The sequence below is a fragment of the Gemmatimonadaceae bacterium genome, assembly GCA_035533755.1.
Lineage (GTDB): Bacteria > Gemmatimonadota > Gemmatimonadetes > Gemmatimonadales > Gemmatimonadaceae > JAGWRI01.
This window is the reverse complement of the sequence record DATLTC010000077.1, coordinates 1-15,088: the sequence shown is the minus strand read 5'-3', so window position 1 is coordinate 15,088 and position 15,088 is coordinate 1. Positions and strand designations below refer to the sequence as shown.

The 15,088-nt window shown below is 68.1% G+C and carries 12 protein-coding genes; 7 read left to right on the top strand and 5 right to left on the bottom strand.

The features are described 5' to 3' along the window. Window positions 1-101 precede the first annotated feature (101 nt). The 3 genes from VNE60_11425 (at window position 102) to VNE60_11415 (ending at window position 3,433) form a co-directional block, all read left to right on the top strand. Complete coding sequence (locus tag VNE60_11425; GenBank protein ID HVB32128.1) at window positions 102-1,049, top strand: metalloregulator ArsR/SmtB family transcription factor; 948 nt, start codon at window positions 102-104, stop codon at window positions 1,047-1,049. Window positions 1,050-1,085: 36 nt separating this feature from the next. After that, window positions 1,086-2,579, top strand: a complete 1,494-nt coding sequence (gene ahcY / locus VNE60_11420) for an adenosylhomocysteinase (protein HVB32127.1) — start codon at window positions 1,086-1,088, stop codon at window positions 2,577-2,579. 101 nt (window positions 2,580-2,680) lie between these two features. Next, window positions 2,681-3,433: a TerC family protein gene (locus VNE60_11415; protein HVB32126.1), complete on the top strand. Its 753-nt coding sequence runs from the start codon at window positions 2,681-2,683 to the stop codon at window positions 3,431-3,433. Here VNE60_11415 and VNE60_11410 read toward each other — a convergent pair. The 4 genes from VNE60_11410 to VNE60_11395 form a co-directional block, all read right to left on the bottom strand. Beyond that, window positions 3,372-4,742 (bottom strand): amino acid permease, encoded by a 1,371-nt coding sequence (locus VNE60_11410; GenBank protein ID HVB32125.1) that lies wholly within the window; start codon window positions 4,740-4,742, stop codon window positions 3,372-3,374. The two genes, VNE60_11415 and VNE60_11410, sit on opposite strands and share 62 nt — an antisense overlap. Window positions 4,743-5,035: 293 nt before the next feature. Then, complete coding sequence (locus VNE60_11405; GenBank protein ID HVB32124.1) at window positions 5,036-5,965, bottom strand: DUF4178 domain-containing protein; 930 nt, start codon at window positions 5,963-5,965, stop codon at window positions 5,036-5,038. Further along, window positions 5,947-6,591 (bottom strand): DUF4178 domain-containing protein, encoded by a 645-nt coding sequence (locus VNE60_11400; GenBank protein HVB32123.1) that lies wholly within the window; start codon window positions 6,589-6,591, stop codon window positions 5,947-5,949. The genes VNE60_11405 and VNE60_11400 overlap by 19 nt, the downstream gene beginning before the upstream one ends. A gap of 6 nt (window positions 6,592-6,597) precedes the next feature. After that, window positions 6,598-7,578, bottom strand: coding sequence for an SPFH domain-containing protein (locus tag VNE60_11395; protein ID HVB32122.1), 981 nt, complete (start codon window positions 7,576-7,578; stop codon window positions 6,598-6,600). A gap of 184 nt (window positions 7,579-7,762) precedes the next feature. On the opposite strand from VNE60_11395, the gene VNE60_11390 reads away from it, so the two are divergent. Further along, complete coding sequence (locus tag VNE60_11390; protein HVB32121.1) at window positions 7,763-11,047, top strand: hypothetical protein; 3,285 nt, start codon at window positions 7,763-7,765, stop codon at window positions 11,045-11,047. Window positions 11,048-11,257: 210 nt separating this feature from the next. After that, entirely contained in the window at window positions 11,258-11,758 is a 501-nt protein-coding gene (locus VNE60_11385; GenBank protein HVB32120.1) for a c-type cytochrome, read from the top strand. 73 nt (window positions 11,759-11,831) lie between these two features. Here VNE60_11385 and VNE60_11380 read toward each other — a convergent pair whose 3' ends face one another. Next, window positions 11,832-12,059, bottom strand: a complete 228-nt coding sequence (locus VNE60_11380) for a DUF2007 domain-containing protein (GenBank protein HVB32119.1) — start codon at window positions 12,057-12,059, stop codon at window positions 11,832-11,834. Between the two features lie 96 nt (window positions 12,060-12,155). Between VNE60_11380 and VNE60_11375 the strand changes: the two genes are divergently transcribed. Together VNE60_11375 and VNE60_11370 are read left to right on the top strand one after the other, a co-directional pair. Continuing rightward, window positions 12,156-13,199 (top strand): acetamidase/formamidase family protein, encoded by a 1,044-nt coding sequence (locus VNE60_11375; protein HVB32118.1) that lies wholly within the window; start codon window positions 12,156-12,158, stop codon window positions 13,197-13,199. Window positions 13,200-13,267: 68 nt separating this feature from the next. Further along, on the top strand, window positions 13,268-15,088 hold a 1,821-nt coding region (locus VNE60_11370; GenBank protein HVB32117.1), incomplete at its 3' end, for a carboxypeptidase-like regulatory domain-containing protein.

The window sequence follows — 15,088 nt, the reverse complement described above, 5'->3', positions numbered from 1 at the left end:
CCGAACGATGCAGGGACGGCGGTCGGCTGGCAATGCGCCCGGCCGGCCTTGCCGGGCGGGCCTTCCGCCGCCAAATTCAATCCGTTAATCCGGATATAGCGATGAATTCCGCCGCGCCCGTCTTCGACCGCCTGTCGGCCCTCGCCGACTCCACGCGTACACGCCTCCTTGCCGTGCTCGAAGCCCACGAGCTCACGGTGCGCGAACTGTGCGCCGTGGTGCAGTTGCCGCAGTCCACGGTCAGCCGCCACCTCAAGATCCTGAGCGACGACGGCTGGGTGGCGGTCCGCGACGCCGGCACCAGCCGCTTCTACCGCATGGCGCCGGCGCGTCTCGATCCGTTTCCGCACAAGCTCTGGACGGTCGTGCGCGGCCAGGTGGCCGACACCGCGCCCGTGCGCCAGGACGCCCGCCGGCTGGAGAGCGTGCTGCGCGACCGCCGCGAGAAGTCCAAGCGCTACTTCACCACGGCGGCCGGCGACTGGAATCGCGTGCGCGCCGACCTCATCGGCGCCCGCACCGATCTGCTGGCGCTGCTCGACCTGCTCGATCCCGACCTCGTGGTGGGCGACCTGGGCTGCGGCACCGGCCAGATCGCCGAGGCGCTCGCCCCCGCCGTGGCCCGCGTCATCGCCGTGGACGAGTCGGCCGCCATGCTGACGGCGGCGCGCCGCCGCCTGGCCGCCACGGACCACATCGACGTGCGCGCCGGATCGCTCGAGGCGTTGCCGGTCGCCCGCGGCGAGCTGGACGTGGCCGTCATGTGCCTCGTGCTGCACTTCGTGCTCGATCCGGCGCGGGTCTTTCGCGAAGTGCGGCGCGCCCTCAAGCCCCGGGGCCGCCTGCTCATCATCGACCTCACGCCCCACGAGCGGGAGAACTACACGGTCGAGATGGGACACGTGTGGCAGGGGTTCGACGAGTCGCAGCTCGGCGCCTGGTTGCACGACGCCGGATTCCCCGATGTGCGCTACCGGCATCTCCCCGCAGACCCCGCCGCCCAGGGACCGACGCTCTTCTCGGCCCTCGCGCGACGCGGGCGCAAGTGACTACTGTCCATTCCTGACCCTGTCGAGGCCATACCCATGAGCACCGCCGTCAAAGTCCGAAAGTCCGCCAAGTCCGCCCCAGCCCAGGACGATCGCCCACCGTTCAAGGTGGCCGATCTCGCGCTCGCCGAATTCGGCCGCAAGGAGATCCGCCTGGCCGAACAGGAGATGCCGGGCCTCATGGCGCTCCGCGAGGAGTACAAGGGCAAGCGCCCGCTCAAGGGCGCCCGCATCATGGGCTCGCTGCACATGACCGTGCAGACGGCGGTGCTCATCGAGACGCTGGTCGATCTGGGCGCCGACGTGCGTTGGGTGTCGTGCAACATCTTCTCCACGCAGGATCACGCCGCAGCCGCCGTGGCGGTGGGGCGCACCGGCACCCCCGACAAACCGAAGGGCACGCCGGTGTTCGCATGGAAGGGCGAGACGCTCGAGGAGTACTGGTGGTGCACCGAACAGGCGCTCATGTGGCCCGACGGCGCCGGCCCCAACCTCCTGCTCGACGACGGCGGCGACGCCACGCTCCTCGTGCACAAGGGCGCCGAGTTCGAGAAGAAGGCTAGGGTGCCGGCGTTCGATGCGGCCAACGATCCCGAGGAATGGGGCGTGATCCTCGACCTGCTCCGCGTCGAGCAGAAGAAGCGTCCCGGCCGCTGGACGCGGGTCGCCGCGGCCCTTCGTGGCGTGTCCGAGGAAACGACGACGGGCGTGCACCGTCTGTACGAGATGATGCAGAACGGCACCCTGTTGTTCCCGGCCATCAACGTCAACGACTCCGTCACCAAGTCCAAGTTCGACAACATCTACGGCTGCCGGCACTCGGTCATCGATGGCCTCAACCGCGCCACCGACGTGATGCTCGCCGGCAAGATGGCCGTGGTGTGCGGCTACGGCGAAGTGGGCAAGGGGTGTGCACAGGCGCTGCGGGGCCAGGGCGCGCGCGTGATCATCACCGAGATCGATCCCATCTGCGCGCTCCAGGCCGCCATGGAAGGATTCGAGGTGAATACGGTGGAGCACATGGTCCCGACGGCCGACATCTTCATCACCGCCACCGGCAACCGCGACATCATCACCGCGGCCCACATGGCCCGCATGAAGGACAAGGCGATCGTCGGCAACATCGGCCACTTCGACAACGAGATCGACATGGCCGGCCTGAAGAAGATCAAGGGGCTGAAGCGCATCAACATCAAGCCGCAGTACGACGAGTACCGCTTTCCCGACGGCCACAGCGTGATGATCCTGGCCGAGGGCCGCCTGCTCAACCTGGGATGCGCTACCGGCCATCCGAGCTTCGTGATGTCGGCCAGCTTCACCAACCAGGTGATGGCGCAGATCGAACTGCACACCAACGCGGCCAGCTACGAGAAGAAGGTCTATACGCTCCCCAAGCACCTCGATGAGAAGGTGGCGCGCCTGCACCTCGACAAGCTGGGCGTGCAACTCACCAGGTTGACTCCCGCGCAGGCGGGCTATATCGGCGTGAACCCCCAGGGTCCCTACAAGCCGGATCACTACCGGTATTAGGCCCTGCGCGGCATCTGATCCACGCGGGCCGGTCCAACCGACCGGCCCGCGTTGCATGGATCGACCCCGAAGCGTGAATCGGACCCCGAACCCCCTTCGCCATGTCCTTTCTCACCGACCCCAATGCCTGGATCGGACTGCTCACGCTCACCGCGCTCGAGGTCGTCCTCGGCGTCGACAACATCGTGTTCATCACGATCCTTGCCGGACAGGTGGAGCCCGACCATCAACTGCGCGCCCGGCGGCTGGGATTGATCGGGGCGTTCTTCACCCGCATGCTGCTGCTGGCGAGCATCGTCTGGATCGTCCGGCTCACGCGCCCGTTGTTCACCGTCCTCGGCGTGGCGATCAGCGGGCGGAGCATCATCCTCGTCGCGGGCGGACTGTTCCTGATCGCCAAAGCGACGTTCGAGATCCACGGCAAGCTCGAGGAATCCGGCCGCCCCCAAGGGGTGAAGCCCATCGTGAAGCCCCTCATGGCCGTGGTGCTCCAGATCATGCTCATCGACATCGTGTTCTCGCTCGACTCGGTGATCACCGCGGTCGGCATGGTGGACAGCATCTGGATCATGGTCGCCGCCACGCTCCTCGCGCTCGGCTTCATGCTCGTCGCAGCAGCTCCGGTCGGCGACTTCGTCGAGCGCCATCCCACGGTCAAGATGCTCGCCCTGTCGTTCCTGGTGCTGATCGGCACCAATCTCGTGGCCGAGGGGCTGGGGCAGCACATCCCCAAGGGGTACACCTACTTCGCGATGGCCTTCTCGGTGGGCGTGGAGATGCTCAATCTCCGCATCAGAAAGGGGCCCGCTGGCGCCGCGCCCACACCCAGTACACCGGCACCCCGGCCAGCATGATCAGCACGCCGACGCCCGAGGCTTTCGGGAACTGGATCATCGTGCTCGCGGCGAGCGCCCAGAACGCGGCCACGAAGGCCAACGTGGTCCACGGATGGCCCGGCATGCGCAGGCCCACGGCGCCCATCCCCGAGTTGGCCGCGCCGTCGCGCCGCTCGCGCCGCCGGAGCACGAGCAGCGCCGCGCCGGTGAGCCCGAAGAACACCGCGTCCATCGACACCACATAGTTGAGGATCTGCTCGTACCGCCCCGAGAGGGCGATCACCGCGGCCCACACCCCCTGCAGCACGATGGCCACGGTCGGCACGCGCGAGCGCGGGTCCAGCCACCCCACGGCGCGAAAGAACACGCCGTCGCGCGCCATGGCGTAGTACACGCGCGGCGCGGTGAGCATCCCCTGGCTCAGGAATCCCACCGTCGAGATCGCGATGCCGGCGGCGATCAACTTCGCGCCCGGCGCGCCGAGCGCGCGCCGCATCACCTCCGACGCCGGGGTCGTCGTGGCTGCCAGCCCGTCTGGCCCGAGCGCATGCAGGCAGACCACATTCACGGCGAGATAAAGCAGGATCACGCCCGCGACGCCGATCAGCAGGCCCCGCGGCAGGTCGCGCGTGGGGTTCTTCAACTCCCCGCTCACGAAGCTCGACGTCTGCCAGCCGCCGTATGCGAACAACACCGGCACCATCGCCGCCGCGAACGCGATCGGCACCGGCTTGTCGCCACCCGGCGCCACGGGCGCCGCAACGCTCGGCGGCGCGCCCACCGCCAGCCACCCGATCGTCACCAGCACCAGCACGGCGACGATCTTGGTCACCATCAGGGCGCTCTGCACGTTGCTGCCGGAGCGCACGCCCAGACAGTTCACGATCGTCAGCGCGGCCAGCGCCAGCACGGCGAGTGTTGCCGGCGAGACGCCCGTGCCGGTCAGTTCGCGGAAGTAGTTCGCGAACGTGACGGCCACGGCGGCCATGCCGCCGGTCTGCGTCACGAGCAACAGCCCCCATCCGTACAGGAACGCCACCATCGGATGGAAGGCGTCGCGCAGATAGGCGTATTGTCCGCCCACCTGCGGCCGGAGCTGCGCCAGCTCGGCGTACACGAACGCGCCGGCGAGCGCGATCAACCCGCCCGCGGCCCACGCGCCGAGGATGAGCGCCGGCGTGTGCACCTGGCGTGCGACGACGTACGGATTGATGAAGATCCCGGCGCCGACGATTCCGCCCATCACGATCATCGTCGCGTCGAACACGCCCAACCGGCGGGCCAGGGCTGGCCCTGCCGTGCCGGGCGCCGCGTCTGATTCGGTCACGCCATGCCTCCACGCGCCCTGTGTGCCCGCCGGCGCGCCCAAAGATGCACCCGCTTCGAGGGCCTGTCAGGGGGCGCGCATCACTGGGTCGAGATCCGCAAGCGATGTCGCGTTGCCGCGGGGCTGCTTGCGGATCTCGCGCAGAGCGAGCCGGCCCCCGCAGCCGATCCGTCTACGCATCATGCTCCCGGAAGCATGACGATCCCAGGATGACGACGCACCGCGCGTGATGTGCAAACGCGCGTCACACGCCAGAACAATTGTCGTTTCTGCGCGAGAACACAAGATGCGATTCAGTCCGTGTTGTCGGCCGCGTAATCGCTGTCCGACCACCGCGCGCGCTCGAACGCCGACGCCCGCATGCCGTCGACGATCGCCGGCACCGCGAACAGTGCGAGCAATGCGAGCAGGACGAGGTATGGCCAGCGCTGTCCCAACACCGTGTTCGGCGCAGCGAACAGCGCGCGCGCCAACAGTGCCGCCGCCACCGGCACCGCCAACCAGAGCGCGCGTACGCGGCCGGCGCGCGCACGCGGCGCGTCGGTATTGGGCTCGCAGGGAAAGATCCCCGTGGCCTGCGGTGCCGCTCCCGGCAGCGCGAACGCATGCCAGACCACCGCGGCCGGCAGATACGCGCCCACCCACCACCCCGTGGCGTCGGGTGAGACCTCTTCCGAGAGCATGCGCGGCGGCGCTACGAAATCGCGCGACGTGACGCGGTCCCCGCTCCGGATCTGCCAGGGAAATTCTCCGAGAATGAACACGGTGGTCACCGTGGTCGTGCGGAAGTGGCGGAAGAGCTCGCCCTGGTAGGTCACGTACGGTTGGCGGCCGCTCACCATCTCCGACGGCGCGATACGCGACGCGGCGAAATCGCACCAGTGGCCGTTGTACTCCATGAGGTACCGGTAGCCCTTGTACGGATTCCACAGCGTGTACTCGCGCCAGAAGTACTCGACCTCGTTGTGGCGGACGCTCCGCACCTGGAAGCCGCTCACCTCGTACGCGTCCCCCCGCAGCGTGCCGCGCGTGCCCAGCGGGATGTCCGGGGAAAACGTCATCTGCGCTTGATACGCCTGCAGCACGCTCAACTGCTGGTCCTTGGCGTCGAGCACGGCGTGGCAGGCGGCGCACACCACGGTCTGCGTCTGCTGGAGCGCGCGGATCGTGATCGCGGCGCCGCAGTTCGGGCAATTGAGGCCGGCTAGGCTGGGCGCGGCCATCCGGCCACCTCGCGCAGGCCATCCAATTGCAGCGCCTCGAACGACGTCCATTCGCCCAGGTACAGCGTGGGCGGTGACTCGCGGTAGTCGATCGTCGCGAAATGACCGTCGTTCGCGTCGAGCATGGCGTGCGTGGCCTCCCGGCGATCCCACGTGGTGAACGGCAGCTCACCCTCCGCCGCGCCATAGCGCGCGGTGGTCACCGACATGACCTTGTAGATGCGCTTCTCCCACGGAAAGTTCGCGCCCGGATGCAGATGGTCGGGCGCCGGGATGTCGTGGCTCGGGGCTTCCTGGGAGAACGCGTACTCCCCCCCCGCGTCGCTCAGCCATCCGCCGCTCTCGTCGTCCAGGTGGACATGCCACGCGTTCCACGAGCCCCGCTCGTACTCGTAGACCACGCGCCCCACGACGGTGAACCGGTGATGGTGCACGACACCGGTGGCCCCGAGCTGGAGCGGAGAACTCGTGGCCGGAAAGTCCCCCACCTTGCCCACCGTCTTCAGATCCACGTCGCCGCGCACCAGAACCGACCCGCAGTAGGGGCAGGTGGTCTGCACGGCGCGCGACCACTCGAAGCGAATGGCGGCCCCGCAATTCGGGCAGTTGGCAGTGGGCGCTGGCATGCCAGGTCAGCCCTGCGTGCCGCCGCACTCCGGACAGAACTTGGAACTCCTGGGAATCGCCTTGCCGCACGCGATGCAGAACTTGGTCGCCGTCGCATCGCCGGCGGCGGCGGCCGGCGGCGGCGCCCCGCCTCCGCTCACCGCGTCGACCATGGCCTTGCCCATAGCCATGCCGGCACCCAGCCCCGCACCGAGCCCCGCGCCGCCGCCCTGGTTGGCGGCCGCGATCGGCATCGACTGGGCCACCTGGTACTGGGTGTACTGCTGCATGTTGCCCACCATGTTCATGCCGATCCGCTCGTCGAGCTTCTGCTGCAGTTCGTCGGGCAGCGAGAGGTTCTCGACCACGAACGAGTCGAGCATCAGGCCGTATTCGCCGAATGCCGGCGCCGCCGTCTGCTTCATCTTGTCGGCCAGCATCCCCTGGTTGGCGGCCATGTCCAGGAACGGCACGCCGCTCGTCGCGAATGCATCCGCGAACTGGCCCAGGATCGTGTTGCGGAGCTGCCCTTCGAGGTCGGACACGGCATACAGCTCTCTCGTGCCGCTCAGCTTCTGGTGGAATTTCAGCGGCTCCACGAGATGATACGAGTAGATGCCGAATCCCCGCAGACGCACCATCCCGAAATCCTTGTCGCGGATGGTGATCGGCTGCTGCGTCCCCCACTTCTGGTCGGTCTGGATGCGGGTCGAGAAGAAGTACACGTCCGACTTGAACGGCGACTTGAACAGCTTGTCCCAGTTCATGAGGTTCGTGAGCACCGGCAGGGTGCGGGTCTCGATCGTGTAGAGGCCGGCGCCGAACGTGTCGGCCGCCTTGCCCTCGTTCACGAACAGCGCCATCTGCGACTCGCGCACCGTGAGCTGCGCGCCGTACTGGATCTCCATGTCCCGCATCGGATACCGGTACGCCAGGGTGCCGTCGGCGTCTTCCGTCCACTGGATGACGTCTATGAATTGTTTCTTAATGAAGTCGCCCAACGACATCGTGGAGCCTCCGGAGGCGGAGGGGGAGGGGGAGGGAGGGATCCGCCGGGAGTGACGCCCGGTGGCTCCACATTAAGGAATTGCTGGGGTCACAGCAACGTTGCCCATGGGCGTGGGCCGCGCCCGGCCGGGGCGAGCCGGCGCGCCCAACACTCGCGCCCCGCCTGCCGTATACGGTATTGTCGTGTCAGGCGCCGACCCGCCCGGGTCGCCGCGGCTCGGCCTCACCGAGCGGTTCCGCCACCTCACAGGACCTACCATGTATCGCTACCGGCTTCTCCCCTTCCTCGCCGGAGCCCTGCTCGCTGCCGCGCCGCACCTCGCGGCCGCCCAGAGCGTGGACTCCCCGACCATCGCCGGCATGCGCTGGCGAGAGATCGGACCGGCCAACTTCGACGGCCGCGTCAACGCCATCGCCGGCATCCCCGGCCCCTCCAAGACCATCTACGTCGGCGCAGCCGCCGGCGGCGTCTGGAAGTCCACCAACGCCGGCACCACCTTCCGGCCGCTGTTCACCAACGAGCCGGTGGCGTCCATCGGCGCCCTCGCCATCGCCCCCTCCGACACGAACGTGATCTGGGCGGGCACGGGCGATCCCAACAGCCGCAACACCATCGAGCCCGGCGACGGGGTGTACAAGTCCACCGATGGCGGAATGACCTGGAAGCTGATGGGGTTCAAGGACGGGCAGATGATCGGCAACATCGCCATCGACCCGACCAACGCCAACGTGGTCTTCGTCGCCGAACTCGGCCACGCCTGGGACACCAAGGGCGAGCGCGGCCTCTACAAGACCACCGACGGCGGCGCCACATGGAAGCGCGTCAAGTACGTCAGCGACAAAGCCGGGTTCGTGGACGTGAAGATCGACCCGTCCAACCCGAACAACATCTTCGCGGCGAGCTGGGAGCGCATTCGCGGTCCCTACTTCCTCAAATCCGGCGGACCGGGCTCTGCCCTCTGGCACAGCACCGACGGCGGTAACAGCTGGACCGAAGTGAAGGGCGGCGGATTCCCGTCCACCGAGAAGGGCCGGATGACGTTCGCGTTCGCGCGCAGCAACCCCAGCGTCGTGTACGCGCTGGTCGAGGCCGACTCGTTGCGCGGCAAGGACCACGCCATCCTCGCGCCGGCCAGCGATTCGGTCGGCGAGAAGCCCAAGGCCCCGGTCAAGCAGCGGCTGCTGAGCGGCCTCTACCGCTCCGACGACGGCGGCAAGACCTGGCGGTGGATGAACGACCAGGACACGCGCCCGTTCTATTACTCGCGCGTCGATGTCGACCCGCAGAACCCCAACCGCGTGTACTTCTCCTCCACGCCGTTCCTCTTCTCCGACGACGGCGGCAAGACGGCGCGGACCACCACCGGCAGCGTGCACGTGGACGACCACGCCATCTGGATCGACCCCACCGACGGCCAGCACTGGCTCATCGGCAATGACGGCGGTGTGGCGCAGACGTGGGACCGCGGGGGCAACTTCGACTACCTCAACATCCTCCCGCTCGCCCAGTTCTACGACGTGAGCTACGATTTCGACACGCCGTACAACGTGTGCGCCGGCGCTCAGGACAACGGCGGCTGGTGCGGTCCGAGCCGGCGCAAGCAGGGACCGGTCACCAACGCCTACTGGTTCACCATCTCCGGCGGCGACGGTTTCTATACCGCGCAGGACCCCAACGATCCCAACATCGTGTGGGGCGAGTCGCAGGAAGGCGGGGTGGTGCGCACCAATCTCAAGACGGGCGAGCGGACCTCGCTGCGCAAGCCCGACTGGCACGACAGCCGCCGCATCTACGAGGATTCCATCCTCGCCGTGCGCGGGGACACCACCAAGCCCGAGACGGCCGCGCAGAAACAGCAGATCGCCCAACTCCGCACCGCCGAGAAGACCGACTCCGCGGCGCTCGACATGCGCTTCAACTGGGAGACGCCCTTCATCATCTCGGCGTTCAACCCGCGCGTGTTCTACATGGGCGGCAACCGCGTGCTCAAGTCCATGGATCGCGGCGACAATCTCTACCCGATCTCGCCCGACCTCAGCATGCAGGACCAGGCCAAGATCCACGTCAGCCTCGTCACCACGGGCGGCATCACCAACGACGCCACTGGCGCCGAGAACTTCGGCACCGTCGTGTCGCTGGCCGAATCGTACATGAAGCCGGGCTGGCTGTTCGCCGGCACCGACGACGGCAACGCCTGGATGACGCGCAACGACGGCGCCACCTGGGACAAGCTCAACGGCCGCTTCCCCGGGCTCCCCGAAGGCGCCTACGTCAGCCGCATCGAGCCGTCGCACTTCGACAGCTTGACGTTCTACATCGCGTTCGACAATCACCGCACCAACGACTTCGGCGTGTATCTCTACGCCACGAACGACGGCGGCAAGACCTTCCACTCCATCGCCAGCGACCTGCCCACGGGCGGCACCGACTGGGTGCACGTGATCCGCGAGGATCCGTTCAACCAGAACCTGCTGTTCGTCGGCACCTCCCGCGCGGCGTACGCCTCCATCGATCGCGGCGCGCACTGGACGCGGTTCATGTCCGGCATGCCCACGGTGCCCGTGTACGACCTCAAGATCCAGCCGCGCGATCACGATCTCATCGCGGCCACGTTCGGCCGCGGCATCTGGATCGTGAACGTGGCGCCCCTGGAGCAGACCGACGCCAAGGTGCTCGCCTCGGCCGCGCACCTCTACAAGCCGGTCACGGCCTACGAGTACGGCCAGGGTCCGGCCGTGGGCGCGTCCGCCAACGGACAGGGCCAGAAAGTGTTCGAAGCGCCCAGCCCGGAATACGGAGCGGTCATCGGCTATCGATTGGCCAGCGCCGTGCACGGACCGGTGCACGTCGTCGTCACCGACATCGCCGGCGACACCGTCGACTCGCTCACCGGGCCGGGTAGCGCCGGATTCCACACGGTCACCTGGAACTTCCAGTCTACCAAGCGGGCCCCGGCACCCAAGCTCTCGCCGTCGGAACTTCGCGACAGCGTGGTGCAGGCGCAGCGAACGGTCCGCGTGATCGACTCCCTCGAGAAGGCGGGCATGGACACGGCGGTGATCAGTCGACTGCGCACTGCCGTGACGAGCGGTAATCTGACCAGCCTGTTCGGCCGCGGCGGTGGAGGCGGCGGACGCGCCGGCCGTGGCGGGGAAGCCGGATTCGTGGCCCGTCCGGCCGAAGGTCCGGTGCCCGGTGCGCCCGCTCGCGGCGGACGCGGCGGCGCTGCCGTGGATGTCATGGGGGCATTCCCGGGCGGCTTCCGTCAGATGTCGGAGCTGTTCGGCATGCGCGGCCGTGGCGGGTTCGGTCGCGGCGCCGGCGGGAACATCGTTGACTCCGGCGACTACATGGTCTCGATCACCGTCGACGGCCAGACGCAGAAGCAGATCCTTCGCGTCGACCGGCTGAGCGGCGGCGGGGCCGCGGGCTTCGATTTCGGCACCGGCGACCGTCGCGATCCGTAGTTGTCGTCGCAGGCCAGGTGAATCACGAAGGAACCCGCCGGCACGGTTCGTGCCGGCGGGCTCTTTCTAATCGCTCCCTTCACGAGGACCCATATGCATCGAGGTGTTCGTTTCATAGTGCCGTTCCTGCTGGCCACCGGACTCTCCTGTCGCTCGGCAACGCCCGCCCCGGCCCCGGCGCCCGCTCCGGCCGCCGCCGGAAACCAGGCCGTGGCTCAACGCGGCGGAGACGAAGGTCCCCCGGGTGGCCGCGGCGAGCTGCCGCCCGGCGAGCGCTTCCGCTTCCGCCGAGTCCCCCTCACCCCCGAGCAGCGTGCCGCGCGGCGCGACTCCGCTACCGCCGATCGCCAGCGCCTCGTGGACGAAGTCATGAAGACGATCGCCGGGCGTGAGAACGAGCCCGCCGGCAAGGTCTTCAAGAACGTCAAGCTGCTCAAGGACATGCCGGCCGGAAAATTCCTCGAACTCATGAACAACGACTACGGCAAGGCGCTCGGCCGGAACTGCAACTTCTGCCACGTTCCCGATCACTGGGACAGCGACAAGCGCAAGGAGAAGCAGACGGCGCGGATGATGATCCAGATGACGGATTCGATCAACGACGCCTATCTGGTGAAGTTGAAGAACCCGCGCGGCATGTGGCCGCACATCGATTGCGTCACCTGCCACCGCGGGTTCAACGAGCCCAACAAGGCGCTCCTCGCCCCGTAGTCGGTTGGTGCGTTGCACGACAGGCCGCACGCCGGGCGCCATCCGCGCCCGGCGTGTCGGCTATGTGGCGGCGCTAGTCCAGCTCGAGCACGGCACGCGCATCCTTGAGCGCCGCCTCCGGCACGAGCACGTCCACGCCCCGCGCCGTGGCCCCCTGGAACCCCGGCCCGAAGAGGCCGACGATGTCGTTGCCCCGGGCCAGCGCCGGAATGTCCGCGGCCTCCAGCTGCGATACCGCCACGTCGGCGTCGAGCGCCGAGCTGTACGTCGTGAGCTTCACCCACGCAGATGGTCTCACCATTCCACTGGCCCGCCGGGGTTCGAGACTGCAAGATACGGGGCGCTCGGTACGCACCGCCGGTTCAACGCTGGCCACCTTCAACCCAGGGCTTTCGCCGTGCATCGGTTCATTCTCGGGTCCCTCACAAGTTGCGTCCTGCTGGCCACCGCCGCCACGGCACAGACCGCCGCGGTGCCGCCGCGCCCGGGCCATCTCTATCACCTGATGCCCACGCCCACCACGGTCGCCTGGGGCTACTACGACGCCGCCGCCAAGCCGGTGCTGCGCGTCCAGTCGGGAGACGAGGTGGACGTCGGCACGCTCATCACCTCCACCCCGTCGCGTCTCGAGGGCGCCGGCGTCGATTCCGCCGACGTGCAGCAGTCCCTGCGCGACATCGTCGACAACGTCAAGGACCACGGGCCCGGCGGGCACATCCTCACCGGTCCGATCTACGTCGAGGGCGCCGATTCCGGCGACGTGCTCGAGGTGCGCATCGAGTCCATCGACCTCGCCATCCCGTACGCCTACAACGCCTTCGGACCGCGCAGCGGCTTCCTGCCCGAGGATTTCCCGTATTCGCGAATGAAGATCATCCCCCTCGACCGCGACAAGATGGTCGCCCATTTCGCGCCGGGCATCGACATCCCGCTGCACCCGTTCTTCGGCAGCATCGGAGACGCTCCACCCGCCGCCATGGGCCGCGTGAGCAGCGCGCCGCCGGGCATCTTCGCCGGCAATCTCGACAACAAGGAACTCGTGGCCGGCACCACGCTCTACATCCCGGTGTGGACCAAGGGCGCGCTGCTCGAGATCGGCGACGGCCACGCCGGCCAGGGCAACGGCGAGGTGGACATCACGGCCATGGAGACGTCGCTGCGAGGCCGGTTCCAACTGATCGTGCGCAAGGACCTCCACGCCCAATGGCCCCGCGCCGAGACGCCCACGCACTACATCGCCATGGGGATCGACAAGGATCTCGTCACCGCCACCAAGAACGCCATCCGCGAAGCCATCAACTTCCTGGTCACCACCAAGGGCCTCACGCGCGACGAGGCATATATGCTCGTCAGCGTCTCGTCCGACGTCGATATCACGGAATTGGTGGATGGCAATGTGGGCGTCCACGTGATGATTCCCAAGGCGATCTTCACGCACTGACCCGCCGGCGGCAACGGTCTTTCCCGCCGGCGTGTCGAACGGGGCGTCACTCTCCATCCCCTCATTCCATGTCGATCCTCTCCCGACGGCTCGGCTTCGCCGTCGCCCTCTCGATCGCGCCGGCGGCGATCGCGGCCCAGACCCCGGCCACGCACCACGACGTGATTCGGGGCACCGTGACCTCCGACAGCGGCCGGGCGCTTGCCGGCGCCGAGGTCATCGTGACGCGCGCGCCGGACCGCGCATATGAGTCCACGAATACCGATTCCGTGGGCCGGTACACGATCACCTGGGATCAGGGGACGGGCGACTACCTGGTCCACGTATCCGCCGTCGGCTTCCAGACCTTTCGCAAACGCGTGACGCGCGTCGGCGCCGACTCGGTGTTCGTGGTGGACGTGAAGCTCGCCCCCCAACTCAAGGCCCAGCAGCTCGAGACCGTGGTTTCCCGCGCGAGCAATCCCAAGCCCACCCGCGGCGCGCCATTCGGCGCCGGCGTCGGTGCCTCGGAACAGATCGCGTCGGGCGTCGATGGCGCGCTGCCCCCCGACCTGGCGGGCGACCTCGCCTCGATCGCGAGCACCATTCCCGGCGTCATGCCCACGAGCGGCGGCATCTCGGTGCTCGGCCTCGGCCCCGGGCAGAACAGCACTACGCTCAACGGCATGGCATTCGCCGGCGCCGACATTCCACGCGACGCCAACACCCGCGTGCGCGTTTCGGCATCGTCGTACGATCCGTCCCAGGGGTGGTTCAGCGGCGCTCGCACCAACGTCGAACTCGCCCCCGGCAACATCTTCAGCTCCCGGCGGTCGCACCTCACGCTCGATGCCCCGGCGCTCCAGTATTCCGACCCCATCTCGTCGCGACTCGGCCAGCGGTTCACCAATGCGCAGGCGAGCGTGGGCGGCGACGGCGAGCTCGTGGACAACACCTTCTATTACAACTACGGGCTCCAGGGCAGCCGCCGTTCGGCCGACGTCGCGTCGCTGGTGACCGCCGACCCCGATCTGCTCGCGCATTCCGGCGTGGCCGCCGACTCGGTGGCGCACTTTCTCCAGTTGATGCAGGGCGCCGGCATCCCCGTCAGCGCCGCCAACGTGCCGTCGGCCTCGATCAACGACAACGTGGCGTTCATCGGTCGCATCGACCACGCGCCGTTCGACGCCGTGAGCCTGACCCAGGCCAAGAACACCTGGGGCATCACCGGCTACGCCAAGTACGCGCACGCGCAGGCCCTCACCATGGGCCCCACCAGCACGCCGGCGCATACGGGCGACTCCAAGCAGACCATCGGATCGCTGCAGGGCGAGTATTCGTTCTACTTCGGCCGCGACTACCTGGGCGACGTTCGCAGCAGCGTGTCATACAACCGCAACCAGTCCAATCCGTACCTGCAGCTTCCCAACGGCCAGGTGTTGGTGTCGTCCGCCTTCCCCGGCGGCACCGGCGGGGTGAGCGCCCTCCAATTCGGCGGCAACAGCGCGCTGAACAGCGATACACGCAACCTCACCTGGGAGACGACCACCGACCTGCAGTTCTATCCGCAGGGCCTGGCGGCGCACCGCGTGAAGCTCGACGCCGACGCGCGCCTCGACACCTACTCGCAGGACATGTTGGGCAACCAACTCGGGGCGTTCGCGTACAATTCGCTCGCCGACCTGGCCGCCAACCGGCCGGCGTCGTTCTCGCGCACCCTCAACGCCCCCACCCGCACCGGCGGCGAGTGGAACGCCTTCGCCGCGCTCAGCGATCTCTGGCGCGTCAACCAGACGCTCCAGGTGATGTACGGCGCGCGTCTCGAGGGCAACGCCTTCACTGACGCGCCGGCCTACAACCCCGCCGTGGCCTCCGCATTCGGCGCCCGCACCGATCATGCGCCCAACAGC

Coding starts and splice junctions, on each gene's coding strand:
- VNE60_11425 (HVB32128.1), top strand. CDS start 102: ATGAATTCCGCCGCGCCCGTCTTCGACCGCCTGTCGGCCCTCGCCGAC.
- ahcY (HVB32127.1), top strand. CDS start 1,086: ATGAGCACCGCCGTCAAAGTCCGAAAGTCCGCCAAGTCCGCCCCAGCC.
- VNE60_11415 (HVB32126.1), top strand. CDS start 2,681: ATGTCCTTTCTCACCGACCCCAATGCCTGGATCGGACTGCTCACGCTC.
- VNE60_11405 (HVB32124.1), bottom strand. CDS start 5,965: ATGGCCGCGCCCAGCCTAGCCGGCCTCAATTGCCCGAACTGCGGCGCC.
- VNE60_11400 (HVB32123.1), bottom strand. CDS start 6,591: ATGCCAGCGCCCACTGCCAACTGCCCGAATTGCGGGGCCGCCATTCGC.
- VNE60_11395 (HVB32122.1), bottom strand. CDS start 7,578: ATGTCGTTGGGCGACTTCATTAAGAAACAATTCATAGACGTCATCCAG.
- VNE60_11380 (HVB32119.1), bottom strand. CDS start 12,059: ATGGTGAGACCATCTGCGTGGGTGAAGCTCACGACGTACAGCTCGGCG.